We start from the raw sequence: 19,174 nt of genomic DNA on the forward strand, positions 1-19,174 counted from the left end.
GCAGTAAAATTATATATTTTTTTAGGGCTGTTTGTCAAATATTTTTTAGAAATAAGTGCGCACACCCATATAAGTATTAGCTTTATTACCGCGTACATCCATGGTTTCGCCGTAAAGCGACAGGTTATCATGCAAACGGAATTCGCCGCCCAGACGCACCTTGAGATCATCAAAATCGTATAATTGGGAATACAATCTGAAGTCCCTGCCTAAATCGTAGCTGGCGCCGACCCCGAAGTCACCCTGCATCGCACCCATGCTGAAGGCTGCGTTGCCATACTGACGGCCTACGAGAAAATCGAATTTATTGGCATTGCCGATGTCATAACCGCCCATATAAAGGAAGGTATCATCCGCAGGATGCAGCGTTACGCCTAAGCTGCCGCGCCAGTCGCCGCCCTTGGCGGCAAAGCCGGCGTCAGTCGAAACCTTCGCCTCGGTGAGGGTTCCCAAAATCCTGTTGGCACGCTCGCTCGTTTCCTTGACGTTGACCAGCGTTTCCTTCAGCGATTTTTGCGTAACAGGATCCTTAGCTACTGTTTCCAGAACCTCGACAATATTTTCCATACGCTGGCTGGTGTCTGCCATATTCTGGGCAATTGCAGCCACATTCTGGCCTGTCTTGCCGTTATTGTCCACACCGGCCATAATGCTTTCGATATGCGCCGCCGTGCCGTTCATGCGATGGCTCAGCTCATTAATCTGATGAATCATCGAAGTAATATCCTGTTGGTTGGCTACTGCCACATCAGCCATGACCTTCGTGAAGGTATTCATGTTCTCGGCGATATCATTCATATTCTTAAAGCCGGATTTCATGGACTGCTGTACTTCCTTGTCGCCAAAAACATTTTCAAAGGCATTGGCGATATTTTCCATACGCTTTACCAGATCACCGGAGGAAGCAAAGAATTCATCCATACCGCCGCCGGCAACACCGTTAATCGTGCTGCCTTCGGCTACATAGCCGTTACCCTGCTTAGCAGGAGGAATAACGCTGACAAATTTTTCGCCCATAATACCGTCGGAAGAAATCGTAAAGGTTGCTCCCTGCGGTATTTTGATATCATCGTTGATTTCTGTGATAACCTCTACCTTATCCGGTGCCACATTGATTTTTTTGACCGTGCCTACCTGCACGCCCGCATAGCGCACAACATGCCCAGGCATCAGTCCGCTTACCTGAGGATAGTTAATGCGCAGCTCATAGCCTTTTTTGCCAAAGCTGAAAGCACCCATAAAGGTAATAATGCCGGCCAGCACCACCGCGCCGCCTAATGCAAAGGCACCTACCTTAACCTCACTGCTGCTCATCCTTCTCCTCCTCTTTCAATTCCGTACCGTTAATAAATGCTTTAACGACAGGATTAGTGCTGTTTTTTATCTCCGCAACCGTGCCTATCTGCACAATGCGTCCATTATATAGCATAGCGATACGGTCTGCGGCGTAATAGGCAGATTCCATATCGTGTGTTACCAAAACCGATGTTACTCCCAGCGTCTGCTGAGTTTTGCGTATCAGCCTGCTGATGGTCATCGTCATTACCGGGTCCAGACCTGAGGTCGGCTCGTCATAAAAAACCATCTGCGGCTGCATAGCCAGCGCCCGCGCCAGACCAACGCGCTTTTTCATACCGCCGGAAAGCTCTGCCGGCAGCATGTGCTGCGTATTCGGCATGCCTACCATCTCCAGCAGTTTGCCGACACGCTCCTGTATTTCCTCCTCCGGCAGCTTAAAGTGCCGCCGCAGGCCAAAGGCTACATTCTCGCCTACGCTCAAAAAATCGAACAAAGCGGAATATTGAAAAACTACGCCCATATGCTGGCGCAGGCCATCCCATTCATCCTCGGTGAAGGCGCTTACCTCCTGCCCGTCGATAACAATGCTGCCGAAAGTAGGTGGCAGCAGTCCTGTCAGCAGCTTGATGATGGTACTCTTGCCGGTTCCCGAGGGACCGATAACCGCCAGCGTTTCACCCTGACGTACATCCAAATCAAGATTATCAAGAATCACCTTGCTGCCGAAGGCCATTTTAAGTTGTCGGAGCTGAATCATAGCTTCGTTTGACATTCTGCCGACTCCTTACACATACAAAACGATAGAAAGAAAATAGTTGGTGATAAACACCAGAATAATCGAAAGCACTACCGAGGCAGTGGTCGCCAGACCAACGCCCTCAGCGCCGTTCGGAGCGTTCAGGCCCTTATAGCAGCCCACGATAGCAATTATCGCACCAAAGACACAGCTTTTGACCATACCGCCAAATACGTCATAGAACTCTGCCAGTGTCCTGATAGAATTTTCATAAGTAAAGCTGCCGATGCCGGCGTAATAATGCGCCACAACCCAGCCGCCGATATTACCGATAAAGTTGGCAAAAACAACCAGCACGGGCATCATCAGCACCAGCGCAATAAAGCGCGGCACCACCAGATAGCTCACCGGATTGGCAGCCATAACACGCAGCGCGTCAATCTGCTCGGTAACCTTCATCGTGCCAAGCTCCGCCGCAATCGCCGCGCCTATGCGGCCGGCAACAACAACGCCTGTCAGCACCGGCACCAGCTCACGCGCCATAGCGATAGCTACAATGCCGCCTACGGAAGAGGACGCACCCAGACGCACAAACTCCTTGGCTGTCTGTACGGAAAAAACCATACCGGTACAGAGAATCGTCATCATCACAATCGGCAGCGAATCCGCTCCCAAAAGTGCCATCTGACGCACAACCTCCTTAGCGTTGGCATCCTTCAGACGTCGCAGCGTTGCCAACAGCAGCAGCGTCAGCTTACCGCTGGCAGCACAGAAGGCCAATATTCTGTTGCCCATTGCTTCACAGATAGATTTCAGCATTTTTACATCCTTATCTTCAGCTTTTTCTACATAATCATTATACCGCCAAATTATGGCGAATGTATGACACAAAACAGCCATACAGATACAGTAATATGAAAAATTTTGTTAAGCGAAAGAAAATATCACTCGACAAAATTACTTGTCAACGGTAAGAACGATTTCGCTCTCGCCATCAATAATAAAGTCAAAGGGATACTTCTGCTTGAACGGAGAGCCCTGCAGCATACCCGCAAGGCCTGCATCGTTCGCAGCAGCCTCCGGATTCGGCGGCTGCATTTGTCCCATCGCCACATCAATAATCAGCTCATTATTCTTGTCGGCCGTATTCACGCTCTTGATATAATCGCTGAGCTTGTGGCGTGTTTCCTTTTTCTTGGCAGCGGGAACACCCTCGGACTGCTGCTTGCGCAGCAATTCGATAGCCCATGCCATGCTGCTGCCGCCACGCACGTTAAGCGCCAGCTTGCCGCCGGGATGATCCTTGGGCACCTTGAAATAAACTGTCTTGGTAAATTCTTCGCCGCGATAAGGCTTCATTGTAACATCAATGGCTACCTTATCACCGGGCTTAACCTTGGCGTTCTTGGTGCGCACGTTAAGAATTTCCGCCACCTGCACCGCATTGCTGACCTCTGCCTCTACATTAATGCCGTAAATCTGCACAGGCTCAAACTTGTTCTGCATCAGAATCGTTACAGCCTCCGTCAGCTCCGCATCCAGATTTTTCAACAGCGCGTCATTAGAATAATACATATTTTCGCGGTCAATCGTCAGCATTTCCTTCTTGCTGTCCACGCCGGTAATGGTAAAATGCAGCTTGGCCGTACCGCCGCCATTGCGGTCCACAGTCTTGCTCACAGTATTTACTACGGCTGCATCCACCATCGAAGGCACCAGCTGCTCATCGTCAATCAGACGCATGCGCATGCTGTTGGCCTGTCCGCGGCTGCTGTCGTTGACCGTAACAAACATCGGAATAGAAGCAGGCTGTTTGCCGACCACGCCGCCGATACCGCTGGAACGGTCCTGCGTAATGCTGCCGATAGCTTCACCCAGATTGCCTACCTTATAGCTGCTCTGCAGGTTAGGAACTACGCCCAGCACCCACACCTTATTCATAAAGAAATTGCTGCTGCCGCGCTGCATAAAGGGATGTCCGAAGGCCAGAATCTTACCGCTGTCATCGGTCCAGGTAACAGTACCGAGAGCACCCAAAGTCATATCACCCTGCATCAGAGCAACACCGACACTGCTGCCGGGCTCCAGCGGCTTATCGCTGGAAGCTCCTGTGCCGCCGCTGTTTACGGCAGTCAGGCCGAAGGGCTGCAGCTTCTCCTGCAGATATTCCATACCGTATTCCGTAAAACCGCCTGCCATCAGCGCCGTTCCCTTAGGAATCCAGTCTGCCGGCAGCTCTCTCGGCTCGTCCAGCAGCGGCAGCATTTTACCGATTGGTGTCAGGAAGCAGTAATGCGGGTCGTTGAAGGTCTTGCCGAAGGCCACAGCACCGACAAGTCTGCCGTCTACATAAACAGGACTGCCGCTCATGCCCTGAGCAACACCGCCTGTCTTTTCAATCAGATCGCCGTAAAGGCGCACAAAAATATTATATCCCATAGCTTCACTGCCGTTGACACCTAAAATTTCTACATTGAAGGTTTCAATAGTATCACCGCTGATAACGGTTTTGCCTATGCCCTGCATACCTGCGCGCAGGTCACGCACCGGCATCAGAGGAACATTGGCGGCAGCTGCCGTCAGCAGCTGGCAGCAAAACAATAATGCTAATAAAAATACTCTCATACTCGCTCCTAAAAATAAAATATTTACCGGTCCACTTCCGGTATTTTGCTCTATAATACTACAAAAACCGGCGGCTAAGAAGCTCGCCGGTTTTCTTTACCGTTATTCACTAACCTTAGCTACAACCTGCTGTGCCTCAATCTTATCACCGGGTTTAACCAGTACCTGGCTAACCTTACCTGCAGTTGTAGCACGTGCAGCAGCAATACTGCCGCCAGCTATAGATTTTACCTTTACCAGAATGTCACCCTGCTTAACCTGGGTGCCCTCCTGTACCAGTCCATCGGCAACTACAATACCGCTGACAGCGGCGCGCTGGTCAGTCACAGCAGCACAGCCAACGGCAGCAAGTGTAAAGATGCCTAAAGCGGCAATAGTCAAAATCACTATTAACTTTTTACCCATGTGACTCACCTCATTTCAGATATATTTCTCTAACATAAATTATACAGCCTCAGCAATATTTTGACAAGTGAACAGACTGTAAACAGCTCTTAAATAAAACATTATGAAAATCATCTGCAGTTAAAAAATTACCGGCACATAATTTTTTACGCTTTTTTTGCCTATCCTACCCGAAATCACCCTTTGGGGTAGGGTGCAAAAGCGTTTTTTTAGCTATAATATAAGCATCAAAGAATATAATTTCCACATCCGGAAAGGAGATGTTGTTATGAAAATCAAAAATTTTGCTATCGGAGCACTGGCAGCAGCAATGCTCTTCACCGGCACATCTGTTATGGAGGCAGCAATATATAATACCTCTGCAAGCAGACTCCCTACTAAGATTGACTCCCGCTGCGGCAGAACAGAAGCCTTTCTGCTGAAAAATACCCGCTTTGATGTAAAGCATACCATGACCGTAAACTATGCCGAGGAATATGTCGCTCCCTGCTTCAGCCGCAAAGGCATCTACATCAGTGATATGGAGGCCAAAGCTATTGCCTTTGCCGCCTTGCAGATGTATGATGTGCAGCAAAACAGCAACGGCGCCACAGTAAGCTTCAGCGCCAAGGGCGAAGCCGATTCCGGTGACGGTGATTACTGGCTGACTACTATTTATGACAACAAAAAATATATCAATGCCTTTATCAGTACCTACGATGAGCTCCGCACCGAAAATGCACACTCTATCCCTGCCAGCAAAAGCTATGCTCAATACGGGGACAGCATGTCTGCCGAAAGTTTGCAATACTCCAATCAAAGAATATCCAACCTCTACAGCAAATTTGAAAACATGGACAGCTATTGGGCTCCCGGCGTAAGACTGGTTTTAACCGGCGACTATGTAAACTTCCGCACCGCCCCCTCCACGGACAGCAATGTAATTGATTCGCTGATGTCCGGCGAAGAAATAGCACCGTTAGAAGGCGCATTCGAAGCCGAGGGACGCCAATGGTGGAAGGCTATTAACGCTCAAGGCGAGGTTGGCTATGTAAGTGCAGATTTTGTACGCGTAGCCTGCTAAATAAGCATTAAGGAAGTATCAGCAATGCTCAAAAAACTTTTAGGTTTAATATTTAGCGTCTGCCTGCTGCTAAGCTGCGGCTTAGCAGCTGCGGCGCCTGCGTCTTCCCTGTTCGGCAACGCCAGATATCTCATCTGCATCCACAAGCAAAGCTACCGCCTTGACGTCTATCAGCAGGGCGTAGAGCAAGCAGTCTGCAGCTATCCTATCGCTGTTGCCAAAAATCCCGGTGACAAGCAATACACCGGCGACAACCGCACCCCCACCTCCTGGGGCAGTGCAGCAGCTATCCCCTCCTACTACACAGGTGCGGCAGTCGGCGTGCCTTCAGCGCTGGTTCCCTTCCGCATCGAGGAGGTTTGCCCGGCACATTACTGGACACATGATTTCGGTGACGGCAAGGGCGTAATCGAAGGTGCCTACGGTCCCTGGTTCCTTTCGCTGGACACCGGCTGGATAGGCATCGGCATTCACGGTACGCACGACCCCGCCTCTATCGGCACCATGGCCTCCGAAGGCTGCATCCGCCTGCGCAATGCGGATATCCAAAGCCTTAAGGAGCTCGTCTGCAGCGATAACGGCGGCATCGGCACCGGCGTAATCATCACCGAGGATTAAGCTATAACCCGCAACAACAAAACAAGGAGCTGTCACAGCTAACGCGTGACCGCCCCTTGTTTTTTATTTTACCTATATAACCAGCTTATTTGATGAACAATCCCAGACCGATGCTCACCAAACGCTCGCGTCCGTCCGAAGGCTTGTTGACGATTTTGCCGTTGATGACCATTTCGCTGCTGCCGCCGCCATCATAATTGACAGCGCTCACCGCACCCAGCTTCACAAAATACTGTGCCAGCTCCGCGAGCGTCATACCTGCGGAAGCACTGCTTCTGCCGTCAACAACAAGCATTAAAAGCGTGCCGTCCGGTTTCAGACCGATTGCAGTACGGGGTGCTCTGCCACGCGCAATATCGGGAGCCATCTGCTCCTCCGCAGTGCGCACATTCACCCTGCCGTTTTCTACCAACAGCGGACCACCGCTCACAACAGTTGTTGCCGCATCCGCAATGCTGCTGCCCAGGCTCTGAGTAAGCATTACATGGTCGCCCAGGCGCAGGCCTGCCAAAGCAGCCGCATTTGTGCCATGACCGGAAAGCACTGCGCATCCTGGCTCCAAAGGCATATTGCCTGCTGTGGAAACAGCAACAACGCGACCGTTTTTGATTTTCACCTCACGCCCGTACTGATTCGTTTTGGTCGATGTAGCGTAATAGGAATTAAACAGCACCAAATCATTGGCAATGCGCGCACGGTTCATGCCCTTCAGCTGCAGCGCTCTGCCGTCAGGAAGGGTTACGCTGCCGGTGTAGGCAATGTCGCGCACAATCTTCTGCTCGTTGCCCTGCACTACATAACCGCTGCGCGGCGTAGCATCCATAGCGACAAAATTGCCCTTGTCCTTAACATTGCCGATAACCCAGCCGTCGGTGTCAAAATACGACGCGTTAATGGCAGCCACAAGACCTCTTTGTGCTGCCTGCTTAGCCAGGCTGCCGCGTCCGTTATACATGCCTGCGGCAGAAAACGGCCTCAGCTCCAGGCGTGCCGAAGGCGCAACGCTCACCAAATAGCTTACTATAGGCCTTCCGTTCAGCTCCTCCTGCGCATAGGTATAGGTAACGCCACCAGCCAGCTGCGTCGTTGTTTTGCTGATAGGAATGCGGTAAATATCCAGCACCAGACGGTCAGGATTTTTCAGGTTATACAGCTTGTACTGGCAATCCTTCGTTAAATCTATAACAACCTGGGCCTTTTTCTTCTTTTTGACAGGTACAGTGATATTTTTAATCACCGTATCCTGCTTAAACACAGGATTCTGCGCCAGCGCCGTGCCATCAGGCAAGGTAACCACCAGCTGCAAGCCGTTTTTTTCGGCAGTATATTTAACAGGCTCCCTGCTGTCGAACACCAGACGTACTCGCGCAGGACTAACGCTGCTGCGTACCGCTGTAACGGGAGCGGCGCTCGCCGCGAGCGGAGCGGCACACAGCGCAGCCAACATAAGAACAGAACATATCAGTTTTTTGAAATTCATATTCAGGACCTCTTAAAAGAAAAACAAAGGCAGAAGGAAGAAGAATGCGTTAGAGCGTTGTGAGCCCCCTTCCACCTCGCTACGCTCGGCACCTTCCCCAAAGGGGCAGGCAAGAAGGACAGCAGAACACCAAAGCAAGTAATTGATATACCGTGCAGCGAATAAAAATTTTAGCAAATGAGTGTCCGGAACCATAGAAACAAGGCAACCGAAAACTAAAAGTTACTTGCGAACAAAATCGGCGCCGCACGTTTCGTACTGGTTCCACACGAAATTTGCGTTGTGCCCTGTGGGCACGGAAAAATTTTTCCTGAGCGTAACGATATGTCAATTACGCAGCACACAGCCCCCTTCCGCCTCGCTACGCTCGGCACCTTCCCCAAGGGGCAGGCAAGAAAGTTAGCAGAGCGCTCTAACGAGCAATTAACATATCGTGTAAGGAATAGCAATTTTAGCAAATGAGTGTCTGGAACCATAGAAACAAGGCAACCGAAAACTAAAAGTTACTTGCGAACAAAATCGGCGCCGCACGTTTCGTACTGGTTCCACACGAAATTTGCGTTGTGCCCTATGGCACGGGAAAATTGCTGCTGACTGGAACGATATGTCAATTACGCAGCACTACCCCCTTCCGCCTCGCTTCGCTCGGCACCTTCCCCAAGGGGCAGGCAAGAAAGTTAGCAGAACGCTCTAACGAGCAATTTATATATCGTGTAAGGAATAGCAATTTTAGCAAATGAGTGTCTGGAACCATAGAAGCAAGGGTACGTAACTTTCTGTTACTGTCTGTCAAATTTTACCGAAGCTTCGTCCTGGTTCCACACGAAATTTGCGTTGTGCCCTATGGCACGGGAAAATTGCTGCTGACTGGAACGATATTTAATTGCGACGCTCGCAGTCCCCTCTCCGTCATCGCTGCGCGATGCCACCTCTCCCCAAGGAGAGGCTAGAAGGCTGGCGGAACGCCCAAGATTCTTCTTCACATCTACACAAAAGGAGCTGCCAAAGGCAGCTCCTCCCCAAAATTAATCAACCAGATTAGACGCAGTATAAACAGTACCAGGATGCAGCTTATCCAGATTCTCCAGCGCCTTGCCAGTGCCAAGAGCCACACACTCCAACGGATCATCGGCAATATGCGTAGTAATACCGGTTTCACGCTGCATAATCTCAGCCAGACCGTCGAGCAGCGCACCGCCGCCGGTCAGATAAATACCGTTATCAACAATATCCGCAGCCAGCTCAGGCGGGCATTTTTCCAGAACACCACGCACAGTAGCAATCAAGGAAGCAACAGCATCCTCCAGCGCCACACGGCAATCCTCAGAACTTACGCTGAAGGTAGTCGGCAGACCGGTAACCATATCACGGCCACGCACAGTAATAGACTCATGACGACCATCAGTAATAACAGTAGCAACATTCATCTTGATTTCCTCAGCAGTACGTTCACCGATAAGCACATTATGTACCTTCTTCACATGGCGCACAATAGCCTCATCAAAATGATCGCCGCCGATACGGATAGAAGAATCCACAACAATACCGCCAAGGCTCAGCACAGCTATATCGGTAGTACCGCCGCCGATATCAACAACCATGTTGCCGCGCGGTACAGAAATATCAATACCGGCGCCAAGAGCAGCAGCCAGCGGCTCCTCAATCAGATAAGTCTTAGACGCACCGCCCTGGGTAGTAGCCTCCATAACAGCACGCTTTTCTACAGAAGTAATGCCGATAGGCACACAAGTCATAACACGCGGTTTGAAAAACAGGCTCTTGCCCGCAACCTTCTCAATAACGTAAGCCAGCAGCTTCTGCGTTACCGTATAATTCGCAATAACGCCTTCCTTCAGCGGACGGATAGCAACGATACTGCCGGGAGCACGTCCCAGCATTTCTCTGGCATCATCGCCCACAGCCAGCACCTTGTTGCGCACCTTGTCAATAGCCACAACAGAAGGCTCCTTCAGGACAACGCCCTTGCCCTTGACATAAACAAGAATGTTAGCGGTACCCAAATCAATACCGATATCCATACTTTTAAACATTAGTCATATCTCCTTAATCTACATCTACGCGTTCAATATCCGCACCCAGATTTTTCAGCTTAGCAACAATGTTCTCGTAGCCACGGTCAATATGGTGCAAATCGCCGATACGTGTCGTACCTTCGGCCACAAGGCCTGCCAGAATCATAGCTGCACCGGCACGCAAATCGGTTGCGCGCACATCACAGCCTGTCAGCTTGCAGGGACCGTCGATAACGGCACTGCGGCCTTCGGTAGAAATCTGTGCACCCATGCGGTTCAGCTCAACCACATGCATGAAACGATTTTCAAAAACAGTTTCCGTAACCTTGCTGCGGCCCTCGGCAATAACCATCATCGCCATCATCTGCGCCTGCATATCAGTCGGGAAGCCCGGATAAGGCAGAGTTTTGATAGATACGGCCTTCAGCTGATTCTTGCCGATAACGCGCACCTTATCAATATCCTCTTCTACCACGGCACCTGCCTCGCGCAGCTTGGCAATCAGCGGCTTCTGGTGCTCCGGCAGAACATTTTCCACAACAATATCACCGCCGGTCATAGCAGCAGCAATCATATAAGTGCCTGCCTCAATACGGTCCGGAATAATGGTATAATCTGCACCATGCAACTTGTCTACACCCTCAATGCGGATAGTATCGGTACCGGCACCGCGGATTTTGGCACCCATCTTATTCAGATAGTTGGCCAGATCGACAATCTCCGGTTCTTCGGCAGCATTTTCCAAAATAGTAGTACCCTCAGCAAGAGAAGCTACCATCATAATATTTTCGGTAGCACCTACGCTCGGGAAATCAAAATAAATGCTGGTACCCTTCAGTCCCTCGGGAGCACTTGCTTCAATATAGCCATGTCCCTGTTCGATTTTTACACCCAGAGCCTCAAAGCCCTTGAGATGAATATCAATCGGACGAGCACCGATAGCGCAGCCGCCGGGCATAGAAATACGCGCTTTACCGATACGCGCCAGCAGAGGTCCCATTACCAGAAAGGACGCACGCATGGTACGCACCAGCTCATACGGTGCTTCATACGAGGTTATCTCAGTGCTGTCGATATCCAGCACATTCTTTTCCGGACTGCATTCTACAGACAGTCCCAGACATTTTAAAACTTCACTTATAGTATGCACATCTTCCAGCATCGGAACTTCATCAAGATGACTTGGGGTAGTTCCCAGGATAGAAGCTGCAATAATCGGCAGTACAGCGTTTTTCGCACCGCTGGTTTTAACTGCACCAACGAGGCGGTTTCCGCCCTTCACAATTAGTTTTTCCAAAATAACCCTCCTGCATATGCGAAGTCGGAAAAATTTTTCCGTAACAAATATTTTATCATCAAACACAGGCTCTTTTCAAGACTTAATAAAAAGCCGGAAAATTTTGCCACAGGCACATTTCGCCCGACCTTATAAGAAAAAGCCGGCACTGCTTCCGGCTCAGAAATTCACCCGTTGGCGGTCTGCTAAAATATTATAATAGGTTTCCTTCTCCATTAATTCCCTGCGGATAGCCTTTTTAGCATCCTCATCAGCACATTCCGCCAGACGCTTGCGCAAAAAAGCTATATCCTGCTTCAGCATCAGCATTTTATTTCCTGCCAGACTTTCTACGATATCAGCCATCTTACAGTCACCGTCCTTACTTATATATCTTGTGCTTCTCTTCAAGAAGCATGCGGCCTTGCCTAATCCTACATATTATAGTCTACTATAAGCAAGTTTAATATGCAAGGAAAAATCTGTGACAAAACGCAAAAACCGCCCGACAGGAGCATCCCGCCGGACGGCTTAACTTTACAGCCTGATAATTTCGGCTTTACCGACAAACATTTCCGCCAACGCAGCAAGCTGCGCGTCCTGCGCCACATCACCCACAAGCACCGCATCCGGTGCCAGCAGGCTGATGCTGATATCGCTGAACATCTGCCGCAGCTCGTTAATCATCCTGGCGTCACCGTCATTAATCCTGCCCGGAGTACGCTCTGCCAGATGCCAATACAGCTGCTTTAAAATATAGCTTTCATTTTTGTTGTACTCTTTGATATTGTCAATAATGTTATAGGGATAGACATCCTTCGCCCGCCAGGTAGCCTTAAAAATATCCAGCACCTTATTTTCATAAGCAGCCTTATATTCATTCCAGCCCTCGCGGTCGTCAAATTTCAGCATATCCTCCAGCTTGTCACGGCAGCTGATAACCTTACGGCAACGCACAAGCATCGCATAAATCAGCGCCCGCTCTGCTTCCGTAGCCTGTGGCTCCTCACGCGTCACTGTCATTACCTGCAGCCTGCCGGCCTTGCCAAGCATACGCTCGGCAGCAAGTTTTGCACTTGCCAGATGCTGCATCGATAAGCTGCTGTCAACAGTATTTACAGGAAGTCCCAAATCCGCCAGCTCTGCTGCTTCTTTTTCAGAGGCCAGAACAAGTACGCGCACAGGCTCCTTGCCTGCAAGCAAAGCTGTTACAGCTGCTGTATTCATTTGTCGCTCTCCAGGAAAGCAGCAAATGCTTTATAGGTGTAATAAACATCCAGCTTAGAGCTCAGCTCGAACGGAGAATGCATGCACAGAATAGGCACACCAAGATCGACTACGTCCATATCCATAGCAGCAACATACAATGCAACGGTACCGCCGCCGCCTTCATCAACAGCGCCCAGCTCGCCAATCTGCCAGAAAACATCAGCCTCATCCATAATGCTGATAACCTTGGCCATCGTTTCGGCACTGGCATCGTTGGAGCCGGATTTGCCGCGAGCACCGGTATATTTTGTCAACACAGGACCTTTGTTGACAAAGCAGCTGTTGCGCTCTTCGTATACGGAAGCAAAGCTCGGGTCATAGGCACCGTTAACATCGGAGGAAAGTGCGGTAGTATTGCGCAGCAGCTTGCGGATGTTCGCACCCTGAGTTGCTGCCAAATCCTCCAGATAGTGCAGCACGAAATCAGAATTCAGGCCAGTGTTGCCGTAGGAACCGATTTCCTCTTTATCAGCCAAAACCGTAACAGTAGTGTAGTACGGTGCTTTAGTATCAATTTCCGCAGTCAGTGCAGTATAAGCGCAAACCTTGTCATCCTGGCCGTAGGCACCGATCAGGCTGCGGTCCAGACCTACATCCTGCGCCTTGGTTGCGGGAACAAATTCAATTTCCGCACGCATAAAATCATGCTCGGTAATACCGTACATTTCGTTGAGCAGTGCCAGCGCGTTCAGCTTTACGGTATCCTTTACGCCTTCTTCTTCGCCTTCGTCAACAAAAGGCAGGCTGCCGATAACAATATTCAGCTCCTCGCCCTTAATGCCTTCACTCAGCTTGCGCTCGTTCTGCTTAGCGCCAAGATGCGGCAGCAAATCGGTTACGCAAAATACAGGATCGCCGGCATTTTCGCCCACGCATACCTTCACCATCTCGCCGTTCTTTTTGATGATAACGCCATGCATAGCCAGAGGCACGGTTACCCACTGATATTTGCGAATACCGCCGTAATAATGCGTTTTGAAATAAGCCATCTCATGGTTTTCGTATACCGGGTTCGGTTTCAAATCCAGACGAGGAGAATCGATATGCGCAGCGTTCAGGCGCACGCCTGCCTCCAGCGGTGCTGTACCGAAGGTGGACATAGCCAGAGATTTTCCGCGGTTTACAAAATAAACCTTGTCGCCGGGTTTATATGCCTTGCCTTCCTCGAAGGGAACATAGCCTGCGGCTGCCAGCTTTTCTACAGCCTTCGCGGTAAATTCGCGCTCTGTTTTAGCTGTATCCAAAAATTCCTTATAGCCTTCGCAGTAGGCGAACGCTGCTTCCTTGGCAGCAGTGTTCTTCTTAGCGATATGGGGGAATTCCCATGTCAAATTCTTTTGCAATTCCTTTGCAGTTGTCATAATCTATCACTCCTTGTATCAACTTTAGTAAGCGGTGCCAAACGACACTATGTAAATAATACCACAAATGGCACCATTTGGGGAGAGGAAGGGAAATGTATACAATCGGAGCTTCCGCAAGCTCTTTTTATCCCTCTACCCACTGCAATAGCGTCACAGCGTCACTAAGCGTCACTTGCTCTGCTTGGCCCTTTCAATCGCCCGGCGCAGCTCCGCCAGCTCCTGACTGATAATCCTTTCGGCATCCTTATAGCGTGCCTCTAAATCAGTAATAGTTTCTTCGTCGATTTCCTGATTTTCGTCAGCAAGATTCTGTACATCCTGCTGCAGGTTAAGCAGAGAAAAATACTTCTCGGGATAGGTGGCAACTTCTTCCTCCTCATCGCGCCCGAAGGTAATATATCCGTATTCTCCCTGCAGCGGATAGTTATAACGCCATCTGTCATATTCTTCCCTGCTGATTTCACCCTTTTGCAAAGCGGAATACATGTCAACCCATTCCTGTAAAACCGCATTTCTGACACCGGTTATAGTTGGGTGCTCAGGATAGGTCTTTTCAATCCGCAAGTAATATTCATCATCTATCTTTTTAATTTCCGCGCCGTATTTATCCTCCATAGCAAAGAAAATATGCATTCTGCTCGCCCAGGTTCTTATATTCGGTATATTTAAAGCGTAAGGACTGATTCCGAATATAGCGGCAATTTTTTTCAGCATCTCTTCTTTGGGCACCCTGTCACCCGATTCGTATTGGGCAACACGTACATCACAGGTTTTATCGCTAAAGCCCAGTAATTTTCCTAATTCCTTTTGGGTGTAATTATGTAAACGGCGAAAGAAGCCGATGCGTTCACCGATATTATTTCTTATTATCATCCGCCAAGCACCTCCTACTTAATTTTTTTGTTAAGTATAGTATAGCACCTTTTCTTTTTTAAGCAAAGAAGTTTATGAAAAATTTTCTTTTCGCTTGACTTTACTCTAATAGTTTAGTATCATCAAGATAAGTACTAAACAGGTTAGTATTTTACTAACTATATTTGTTAAAGGAGTGTATTGAAATGCAAAAAGACAATGTATTCTATCCCCCCAACAGTCCAACATCTGCTTGCTCCTCTTCTCTGGAAGCAGTCAGTCTGCCCGATCTGTATGACACCAGCTACACACCGGCCACAGCCTTAATCGACAATTTTTTATACAGCGGTGTGTATATTTTGGCGGGACCGCCCAAAACAGGCAAATCCTTCCTCATGGCTCAACTTGCTTACCATGTTGCCGCAGGCATGGAATTTTTTAACCATAAGGTAACACCTGCTTCCGTACTGTACTTATCATTGGAGGATGACTTGGTGCGTCTGCAAAAACGTTTTTCGCGCATGTTCGGTGTAGAAGGTAACGCCAATTTATATTTAGCTACCAAGGCCGACAGCTTAAATCAGGGACTTGAAGAACAATTAACGGATTTTCTGCAAAGCAAGCCTGCTACCAAGCTGATAATTATTGATACTCTGCAAAAAATCCGTGAATTCAGCAGTGCAGCCTACAGCTATGCTTCGGATTATCACATTATTACCCTGCTCAAGGAAATAGCCTGCCGCCATAACATTTGTATTATTGTTGTTCATCACACCAGAAAAATGGAGGCGGAAGATAAATTTGATATGATTTCCGGCACTACCGGCCTGCTTGGTGCTGCCGACGGGGCAATGATTCTGCAAAAGAAAAACCGTACCGACAAGCGTGCCCAGTTAAACATTGTGGGCAGAGAACTGCCGGACCAGGAAATTATTATTGATTTTTCGTCGGAAAGCTGTACCTGGCAGTTTATCCGTTCCAACCAGCAATTATGGGAGGAACCTAAAGATATGCTGCTGGAACAGGTAGCAGCTTTAGTAAGCGGCGAGAATAAAATTTGGCGCGGCAGCGCAACGCAAATGCTGCAGGACCTTAATATAAGTACTGATGATATGAAGCCCCACATTCTTACCCGCAGGCTCAATGTCAAAGTTGACAGACTTTATCAAGACTATGGAGTTTATTATCATCATAAGCGTGCTAATAAAGGCTCTGATATTACCTTGCAAAAGCTGGAAGCCAAAACCGCGTGACGCTTAGTGACGCTGTGACGCTTTTTTAGCTATAACACTGTCACCTGCAGCCTGCTTATGCTAAGTAACAACAAACAACACGGAAAATTCGTTTTCCGCGCATATAAAAACCCCCGCCCTGACGGACGGGGGTAATTTTTTTGGCATTGTCGCAATGCTTATTACAGCTTGTGAGTAGTACGCAAGCGGGCAACAGCTCTCTTCAGCGCGTTTTCGGCACGAACAGTGTCAATGTCTTCGCTCTTGGAAGCAAGACGTTGCTCTGCACGTTCTTTAGCTGCGGTTGCACGAGCGGTATCAATATCTGCATCAGCTTCGGCAATAGTTGCCAGAACGGTGCATTTATTGTCTTTCATTTCCAGAAAGCCGCCGCAAACAGCAAATTCTTTAACGCTGCCGTCGGTGAACTCCAGCTTCATCGGCGCAATATCCATGGTCGCAATGATAGGCATATGTCTAGCTTTGAGACCCAGATTACCGGACAAAGCACGGAAACCCACATAAGTTACTTCTTCAGAAGCGAACAGCATCTTATCCGGCGTGACAATTTCAAAAGAAAACGGAGTAGCCATCTGTTAATCCTTCATAGTTGCAGCCTTGGCAACAGCGTCATCAATGGTACCAACCATGTAGAAAGCACCTTCCGGCAGGTCATCATGCTTGCCTTCGAGGATTTCTTTGAAGCCGCGGATGGTTTCCTTCAGAGGAACATATTGACCGGGGGTACCGGTGAACTGTTCAGCAACGAAGAATGCCTGGCTGAGGAACTTCTGAATCTTACGAGCACGAGCAACAGTTACTTTGTCTTCCTCGCTCAATTCTTCCATACCCAGAATTGCGATGATATCTTGCAATTCTTTGTAACGTTGCAGGATAGCCTGTACGCCACGAGCAACATGATAATGCTCTTCGCCGATTACCAGCGGATCGAGGATACGGCTGGTGGAGTCGAGCGGGTCAACTGCCGGATAAATACCAAGCTCTGCGATTTGACGAGACAATACGGTGGTTGCATCCAAGTGAGCGAAGGTGCCTGCCGGAGCCGGGTCAGTCAAGTCATCCGCAGGTACATATACAGCCTGTACGGATGTGATAGAACCGGTCTTGGTGGAGGTAATACGCTCTTGCAGTGCGCCGATATCGTTTGCCAAAGTAGGTTGATAACCTACTGCGGAAGGCATACGGCCGAGCAATGCGGATACTTCGGAACCAGCCTGAATGAAACGGAAAATGTTATCGATAAAGAGCAGTACGTCCTGGCCGCCAACATCACGGAAGTATTCTGCCATGGTCAGGCCGGTCAGACCAACACGCATACGTGCTCCAGGAGGCTCGTTCATCTGGCCGTATACAAGAGCAGTCTTGTTGATAACGCCAGACTCTTTCATTTCGCCCCACAGATCGTTGCCTTCACGAGTACGTTCGCCAACGCCTGCGAATACGGAATAGCCGCCGTGTGCAGTAGCAATGTTATGGATAAGCTCCATAATAATAACGGTTTTACCTACGCCAGCACCGCCGAACAGACCGATTTTACCGCCCATTGCATACGGAGCGATAAGGTCAACGACTTTAATGCCGGTTTCCAAAATTTTAGTAGCTGTAGCCTGTTGGTCAAAGCTCGGAGCCGGTCTATGAATAGGCCAGTGATCAGCTGCTTCAACCGGAGTGTCATCATGGTCTACAGTTTCACCTAAAACGTTGAAGATACGGCCCAGTACACCAGGACCAACCGGAACGCTGATAGGAGCGCCGGTATCTACAACTTCCATGCCACGAACCAGACCGTCGGTGGAGCTCATAGCAACAGCGCGGACAATGTTATTGCCGATGTGTTGCATAACTTCTGCGGTCAGGTGGATTTTTACTTTACCCTCATCGGTGGTGCCGTCAATGTGCAGTGCGTTGAGGATAGCAGGCATGCTTTTAGGAGGAAACTCTACGTCGATAACAGGGCCTACAACTTGTACGATTCTACCTGTATTCAAGGTTTTAGCCTCCCTACGAAATATCTAATTAGTTTTGTGCCTGCTTCAGAGCTTCTACACCGCCAACGATTTCGTTCAGCTCGCGGGTAATGGATGCCTGACGTGCCTTGTTATAGGACAGCTCCAGGTTTTGTACCAGCTTGCCTGCGTTATCGGTAGCAGAGCTCATAGCAGTCATACGAGAACCCAACTCACTGGCAGCAGATTGTACCAGTGCGGCGTAAACTACGGTTTCCAGATACTTAGGTGCAAGTACCTGCAGAGTTTCGTCTTCATCAGGCTCGAAAATAAAGCTTGCGCTAGCTTTGCCTTTCTCCTTTACAGGAGGCTCTACCGGCAGAATCTTGTCGCTGGTAGGAATTTGGGACAAAGCGGTTTTGAAAAGTGTAAACACAATATGCAGCTCGTCGAAATGCTCGTCAGCAAATTGTTTGATTGCATCCTGAGCAATTTCTACTGCATTTGCGTAAGACGGTCTGTCGGAGTAGCCGAAGTGGCTGCTCAGCACTTTATAGCCGCGACGTTGGAAGAAATCCCTGGCCTTACGGCCGCTGGTGATAATGACTACGTCATGCTCACATTCGGAAATCTCCGCAACTGCTTTTTTCAAAGCGTTGGAACTATATGCGCCTGCCAGACCTTTATCAGAGGCGAGCACCAGATAACCAACTTTTTTAACATCACGATGTTGAAGCAGCGGGTGTTTTTTGGCACTTAAGCCTGCAAGGATGCTCGGATCGCTCACAACGCTGGATAACACTTCTTTGATCTTGATGGCATACGGACGGCTTGCAGCAGCTCTTTCCTGCGCTCTTCTGAGGCGGGCAGCGGCAACCATTTTCATAGCCTTCGTGATCTTGCCAATGTTACCTACGCTTTTCATGTGGCGATGAATCTCGCGTGCAGTAGCCAT

The 19,174-nt window shown here is 49.2% G+C and carries 18 protein-coding genes; 3 read left to right on the top strand and 15 right to left on the bottom strand.

Going from position 1 to position 19,174, the window contains the following annotated elements; genetic code table 11:
- Window positions 1–45 precede the first annotated feature (45 nt).
- From Q7Q81_RS00480 to Q7Q81_RS00500, 5 genes are all read right to left on the bottom strand, one after another.
- Window positions 46–1,314, bottom strand: a complete 1,269-nt coding sequence (locus tag Q7Q81_RS00480) for an MlaD family protein (protein WP_304272817.1) — start codon at window positions 1,312–1,314, stop codon at window positions 46–48.
- Window positions 1,301–2,056, bottom strand: coding sequence for an ABC transporter ATP-binding protein (locus tag Q7Q81_RS00485; RefSeq protein ID WP_368502094.1), 756 nt, complete (start codon window positions 2,054–2,056; stop codon window positions 1,301–1,303). The genes Q7Q81_RS00480 and Q7Q81_RS00485 overlap by 14 nt, the downstream gene beginning before the upstream one ends.
- Before the next feature lie 27 nt (window positions 2,057–2,083).
- Window positions 2,084–2,854 (bottom strand): MlaE family ABC transporter permease, encoded by a 771-nt coding sequence (locus Q7Q81_RS00490; RefSeq protein WP_293806713.1) that lies wholly within the window; start codon window positions 2,852–2,854, stop codon window positions 2,084–2,086.
- Between the two features lie 138 nt (window positions 2,855–2,992).
- Entirely contained in the window at window positions 2,993–4,660 is a 1,668-nt protein-coding gene (locus tag Q7Q81_RS00495) for a SpoIVB peptidase S55 domain-containing protein (protein ID WP_210685042.1), read from the bottom strand.
- Between the two features lie 102 nt (window positions 4,661–4,762).
- Window positions 4,763–5,065, bottom strand: coding sequence for a hypothetical protein (locus Q7Q81_RS00500; RefSeq protein WP_021720697.1), 303 nt, complete (start codon window positions 5,063–5,065; stop codon window positions 4,763–4,765).
- Between the two features lie 268 nt (window positions 5,066–5,333).
- On the opposite strand from Q7Q81_RS00500, the gene Q7Q81_RS00505 reads away from it, so the two are divergent.
- Together Q7Q81_RS00505 and Q7Q81_RS00510 are read left to right on the top strand one after the other, a co-directional pair.
- Window positions 5,334–6,128 (top strand): SH3 domain-containing protein, encoded by a 795-nt coding sequence (locus Q7Q81_RS00505; RefSeq protein WP_304272821.1) that lies wholly within the window; start codon window positions 5,334–5,336, stop codon window positions 6,126–6,128.
- 24 nt (window positions 6,129–6,152) lie between these two features.
- Window positions 6,153–6,746 carry a L,D-transpeptidase gene (locus Q7Q81_RS00510; protein WP_304272823.1) on the top strand — a complete coding sequence of 198 codons (594 nt, stop codon included), beginning with the start codon at window positions 6,153–6,155 and terminating at the stop codon, window positions 6,744–6,746.
- Window positions 6,747–6,831: 85 nt separating this feature from the next.
- Here the strand turns inward: Q7Q81_RS00510 and Q7Q81_RS00515 are convergent, their stop codons facing one another.
- From Q7Q81_RS00515 to Q7Q81_RS00545, 7 genes are all read right to left on the bottom strand, one after another.
- Window positions 6,832–8,226 (bottom strand): phosphodiester glycosidase family protein, encoded by a 1,395-nt coding sequence (locus Q7Q81_RS00515; RefSeq protein ID WP_304272826.1) that lies wholly within the window; start codon window positions 8,224–8,226, stop codon window positions 6,832–6,834.
- 1,025 nt (window positions 8,227–9,251) lie between these two features.
- Complete coding sequence (locus tag Q7Q81_RS00520; RefSeq protein ID WP_210685046.1) at window positions 9,252–10,277, bottom strand: rod shape-determining protein; 1,026 nt, start codon at window positions 10,275–10,277, stop codon at window positions 9,252–9,254.
- Window positions 10,278–10,290: 13 nt separating this feature from the next.
- The gene (gene murA, locus Q7Q81_RS00525; RefSeq protein ID WP_304272829.1) at window positions 10,291–11,556 is read right to left on the bottom strand and encodes a UDP-N-acetylglucosamine 1-carboxyvinyltransferase; all 1,266 of its coding nucleotides are present in this window, start codon (window positions 11,554–11,556) and stop codon (window positions 10,291–10,293) included.
- 159 nt (window positions 11,557–11,715) lie between these two features.
- On the bottom strand, window positions 11,716–11,901 hold the full coding sequence (locus tag Q7Q81_RS00530) for a hypothetical protein (protein ID WP_009144962.1): 186 nt from the start codon (window positions 11,899–11,901) through the stop codon (window positions 11,716–11,718).
- Window positions 11,902–12,072: 171 nt separating this feature from the next.
- Window positions 12,073–12,762: a hypothetical protein gene (locus tag Q7Q81_RS00535; RefSeq protein ID WP_304272833.1), complete on the bottom strand. Its 690-nt coding sequence runs from the start codon at window positions 12,760–12,762 to the stop codon at window positions 12,073–12,075.
- On the bottom strand, window positions 12,759–14,165 hold the full coding sequence (locus tag Q7Q81_RS00540; RefSeq protein ID WP_304272837.1) for an aminopeptidase: 1,407 nt from the start codon (window positions 14,163–14,165) through the stop codon (window positions 12,759–12,761). Before Q7Q81_RS00540 ends, Q7Q81_RS00535 begins: the two co-directional genes overlap by 4 nt.
- A 171-nt stretch (window positions 14,166–14,336) precedes the next feature.
- Window positions 14,337–15,041, bottom strand: a complete 705-nt coding sequence (locus tag Q7Q81_RS00545; RefSeq protein ID WP_304110827.1) for a helix-turn-helix domain-containing protein — start codon at window positions 15,039–15,041, stop codon at window positions 14,337–14,339.
- Between the two features lie 185 nt (window positions 15,042–15,226).
- Here Q7Q81_RS00545 and Q7Q81_RS00550 point away from each other — a divergent pair, with 185 nt between their 5' ends.
- The gene (locus tag Q7Q81_RS00550) at window positions 15,227–16,273 is read left to right on the top strand and encodes an AAA family ATPase (protein ID WP_304272840.1); all 1,047 of its coding nucleotides are present in this window, start codon (window positions 15,227–15,229) and stop codon (window positions 16,271–16,273) included.
- Window positions 16,274–16,434: 161 nt separating this feature from the next.
- Here the strand turns inward: Q7Q81_RS00550 and atpC are convergent, their stop codons facing one another.
- Genes atpC through atpG form a run of 3 tightly spaced genes read right to left on the bottom strand, consistent with a single transcriptional unit; the run spans window position 16,435 to window position 19,174 of the window.
- Window positions 16,435–16,845, bottom strand: coding sequence for an ATP synthase F1 subunit epsilon (gene atpC, locus Q7Q81_RS00555; protein ID WP_210685050.1), 411 nt, complete (start codon window positions 16,843–16,845; stop codon window positions 16,435–16,437).
- Window positions 16,846–16,848: 3 nt separating this feature from the next.
- On the bottom strand, window positions 16,849–18,261 hold the full coding sequence (atpD, locus tag Q7Q81_RS00560) for a F0F1 ATP synthase subunit beta (RefSeq protein WP_021719232.1): 1,413 nt from the start codon (window positions 18,259–18,261) through the stop codon (window positions 16,849–16,851).
- Between the two features lie 28 nt (window positions 18,262–18,289).
- Entirely contained in the window at window positions 18,290–19,174 is an 885-nt protein-coding gene (atpG, locus tag Q7Q81_RS00565) for an ATP synthase F1 subunit gamma (protein WP_021719233.1), read from the bottom strand.

The sequence above is a fragment of the Phascolarctobacterium succinatutens genome (assembly GCF_958453765.1).
Taxonomy (GTDB): Bacteria; Bacillota; Negativicutes; order Acidaminococcales; family Acidaminococcaceae; genus Phascolarctobacterium_A; species Phascolarctobacterium_A succinatutens_B.

Excerpts from the sequence above, each read along its gene's own strand:
- Q7Q81_RS00480 (WP_304272817.1), bottom strand. The coding sequence starts at position 1,314 with ATGAGCAGCAGTGAGGTTAAGGTAGGTGCCTTTGCATTAGGCGGCGCG.
- Q7Q81_RS00485 (WP_368502094.1), bottom strand. The coding sequence starts at position 2,056 with ATGATTCAGCTCCGACAACTTAAAATGGCCTTCGGCAGCAAGGTGATT.
- Q7Q81_RS00490 (WP_293806713.1), bottom strand. The coding sequence starts at position 2,854 with ATGCTGAAATCTATCTGTGAAGCAATGGGCAACAGAATATTGGCCTTC.
- Q7Q81_RS00495 (WP_210685042.1), bottom strand. The coding sequence starts at position 4,660 with ATGAGAGTATTTTTATTAGCATTATTGTTTTGCTGCCAGCTGCTGACG.
- Q7Q81_RS00500 (WP_021720697.1), bottom strand. The coding sequence starts at position 5,065 with ATGGGTAAAAAGTTAATAGTGATTTTGACTATTGCCGCTTTAGGCATC.
- Q7Q81_RS00505 (WP_304272821.1), top strand. The coding sequence starts at position 5,334 with ATGAAAATCAAAAATTTTGCTATCGGAGCACTGGCAGCAGCAATGCTC.
- Q7Q81_RS00510 (WP_304272823.1), top strand. The coding sequence starts at position 6,153 with ATGCTCAAAAAACTTTTAGGTTTAATATTTAGCGTCTGCCTGCTGCTA.
- Q7Q81_RS00515 (WP_304272826.1), bottom strand. The coding sequence starts at position 8,226 with ATGAATTTCAAAAAACTGATATGTTCTGTTCTTATGTTGGCTGCGCTG.
- Q7Q81_RS00520 (WP_210685046.1), bottom strand. The coding sequence starts at position 10,277 with ATGTTTAAAAGTATGGATATCGGTATTGATTTGGGTACCGCTAACATT.
- Q7Q81_RS00530 (WP_009144962.1), bottom strand. The coding sequence starts at position 11,901 with ATGGCTGATATCGTAGAAAGTCTGGCAGGAAATAAAATGCTGATGCTG.
- Q7Q81_RS00535 (WP_304272833.1), bottom strand. The coding sequence starts at position 12,762 with ATGAATACAGCAGCTGTAACAGCTTTGCTTGCAGGCAAGGAGCCTGTG.
- Q7Q81_RS00540 (WP_304272837.1), bottom strand. The coding sequence starts at position 14,165 with ATGACAACTGCAAAGGAATTGCAAAAGAATTTGACATGGGAATTCCCC.
- Q7Q81_RS00545 (WP_304110827.1), bottom strand. The coding sequence starts at position 15,041 with ATGATAATAAGAAATAATATCGGTGAACGCATCGGCTTCTTTCGCCGT.
- Q7Q81_RS00550 (WP_304272840.1), top strand. The coding sequence starts at position 15,227 with ATGCAAAAAGACAATGTATTCTATCCCCCCAACAGTCCAACATCTGCT.
- atpC (WP_210685050.1), bottom strand. The coding sequence starts at position 16,845 with ATGGCTACTCCGTTTTCTTTTGAAATTGTCACGCCGGATAAGATGCTG.
- atpG (WP_021719233.1), bottom strand. The coding sequence starts at position 19,174 with ATGGCTACTGCACGCGAGATTCATCGCCACATGAAAAGCGTAGGTAAC.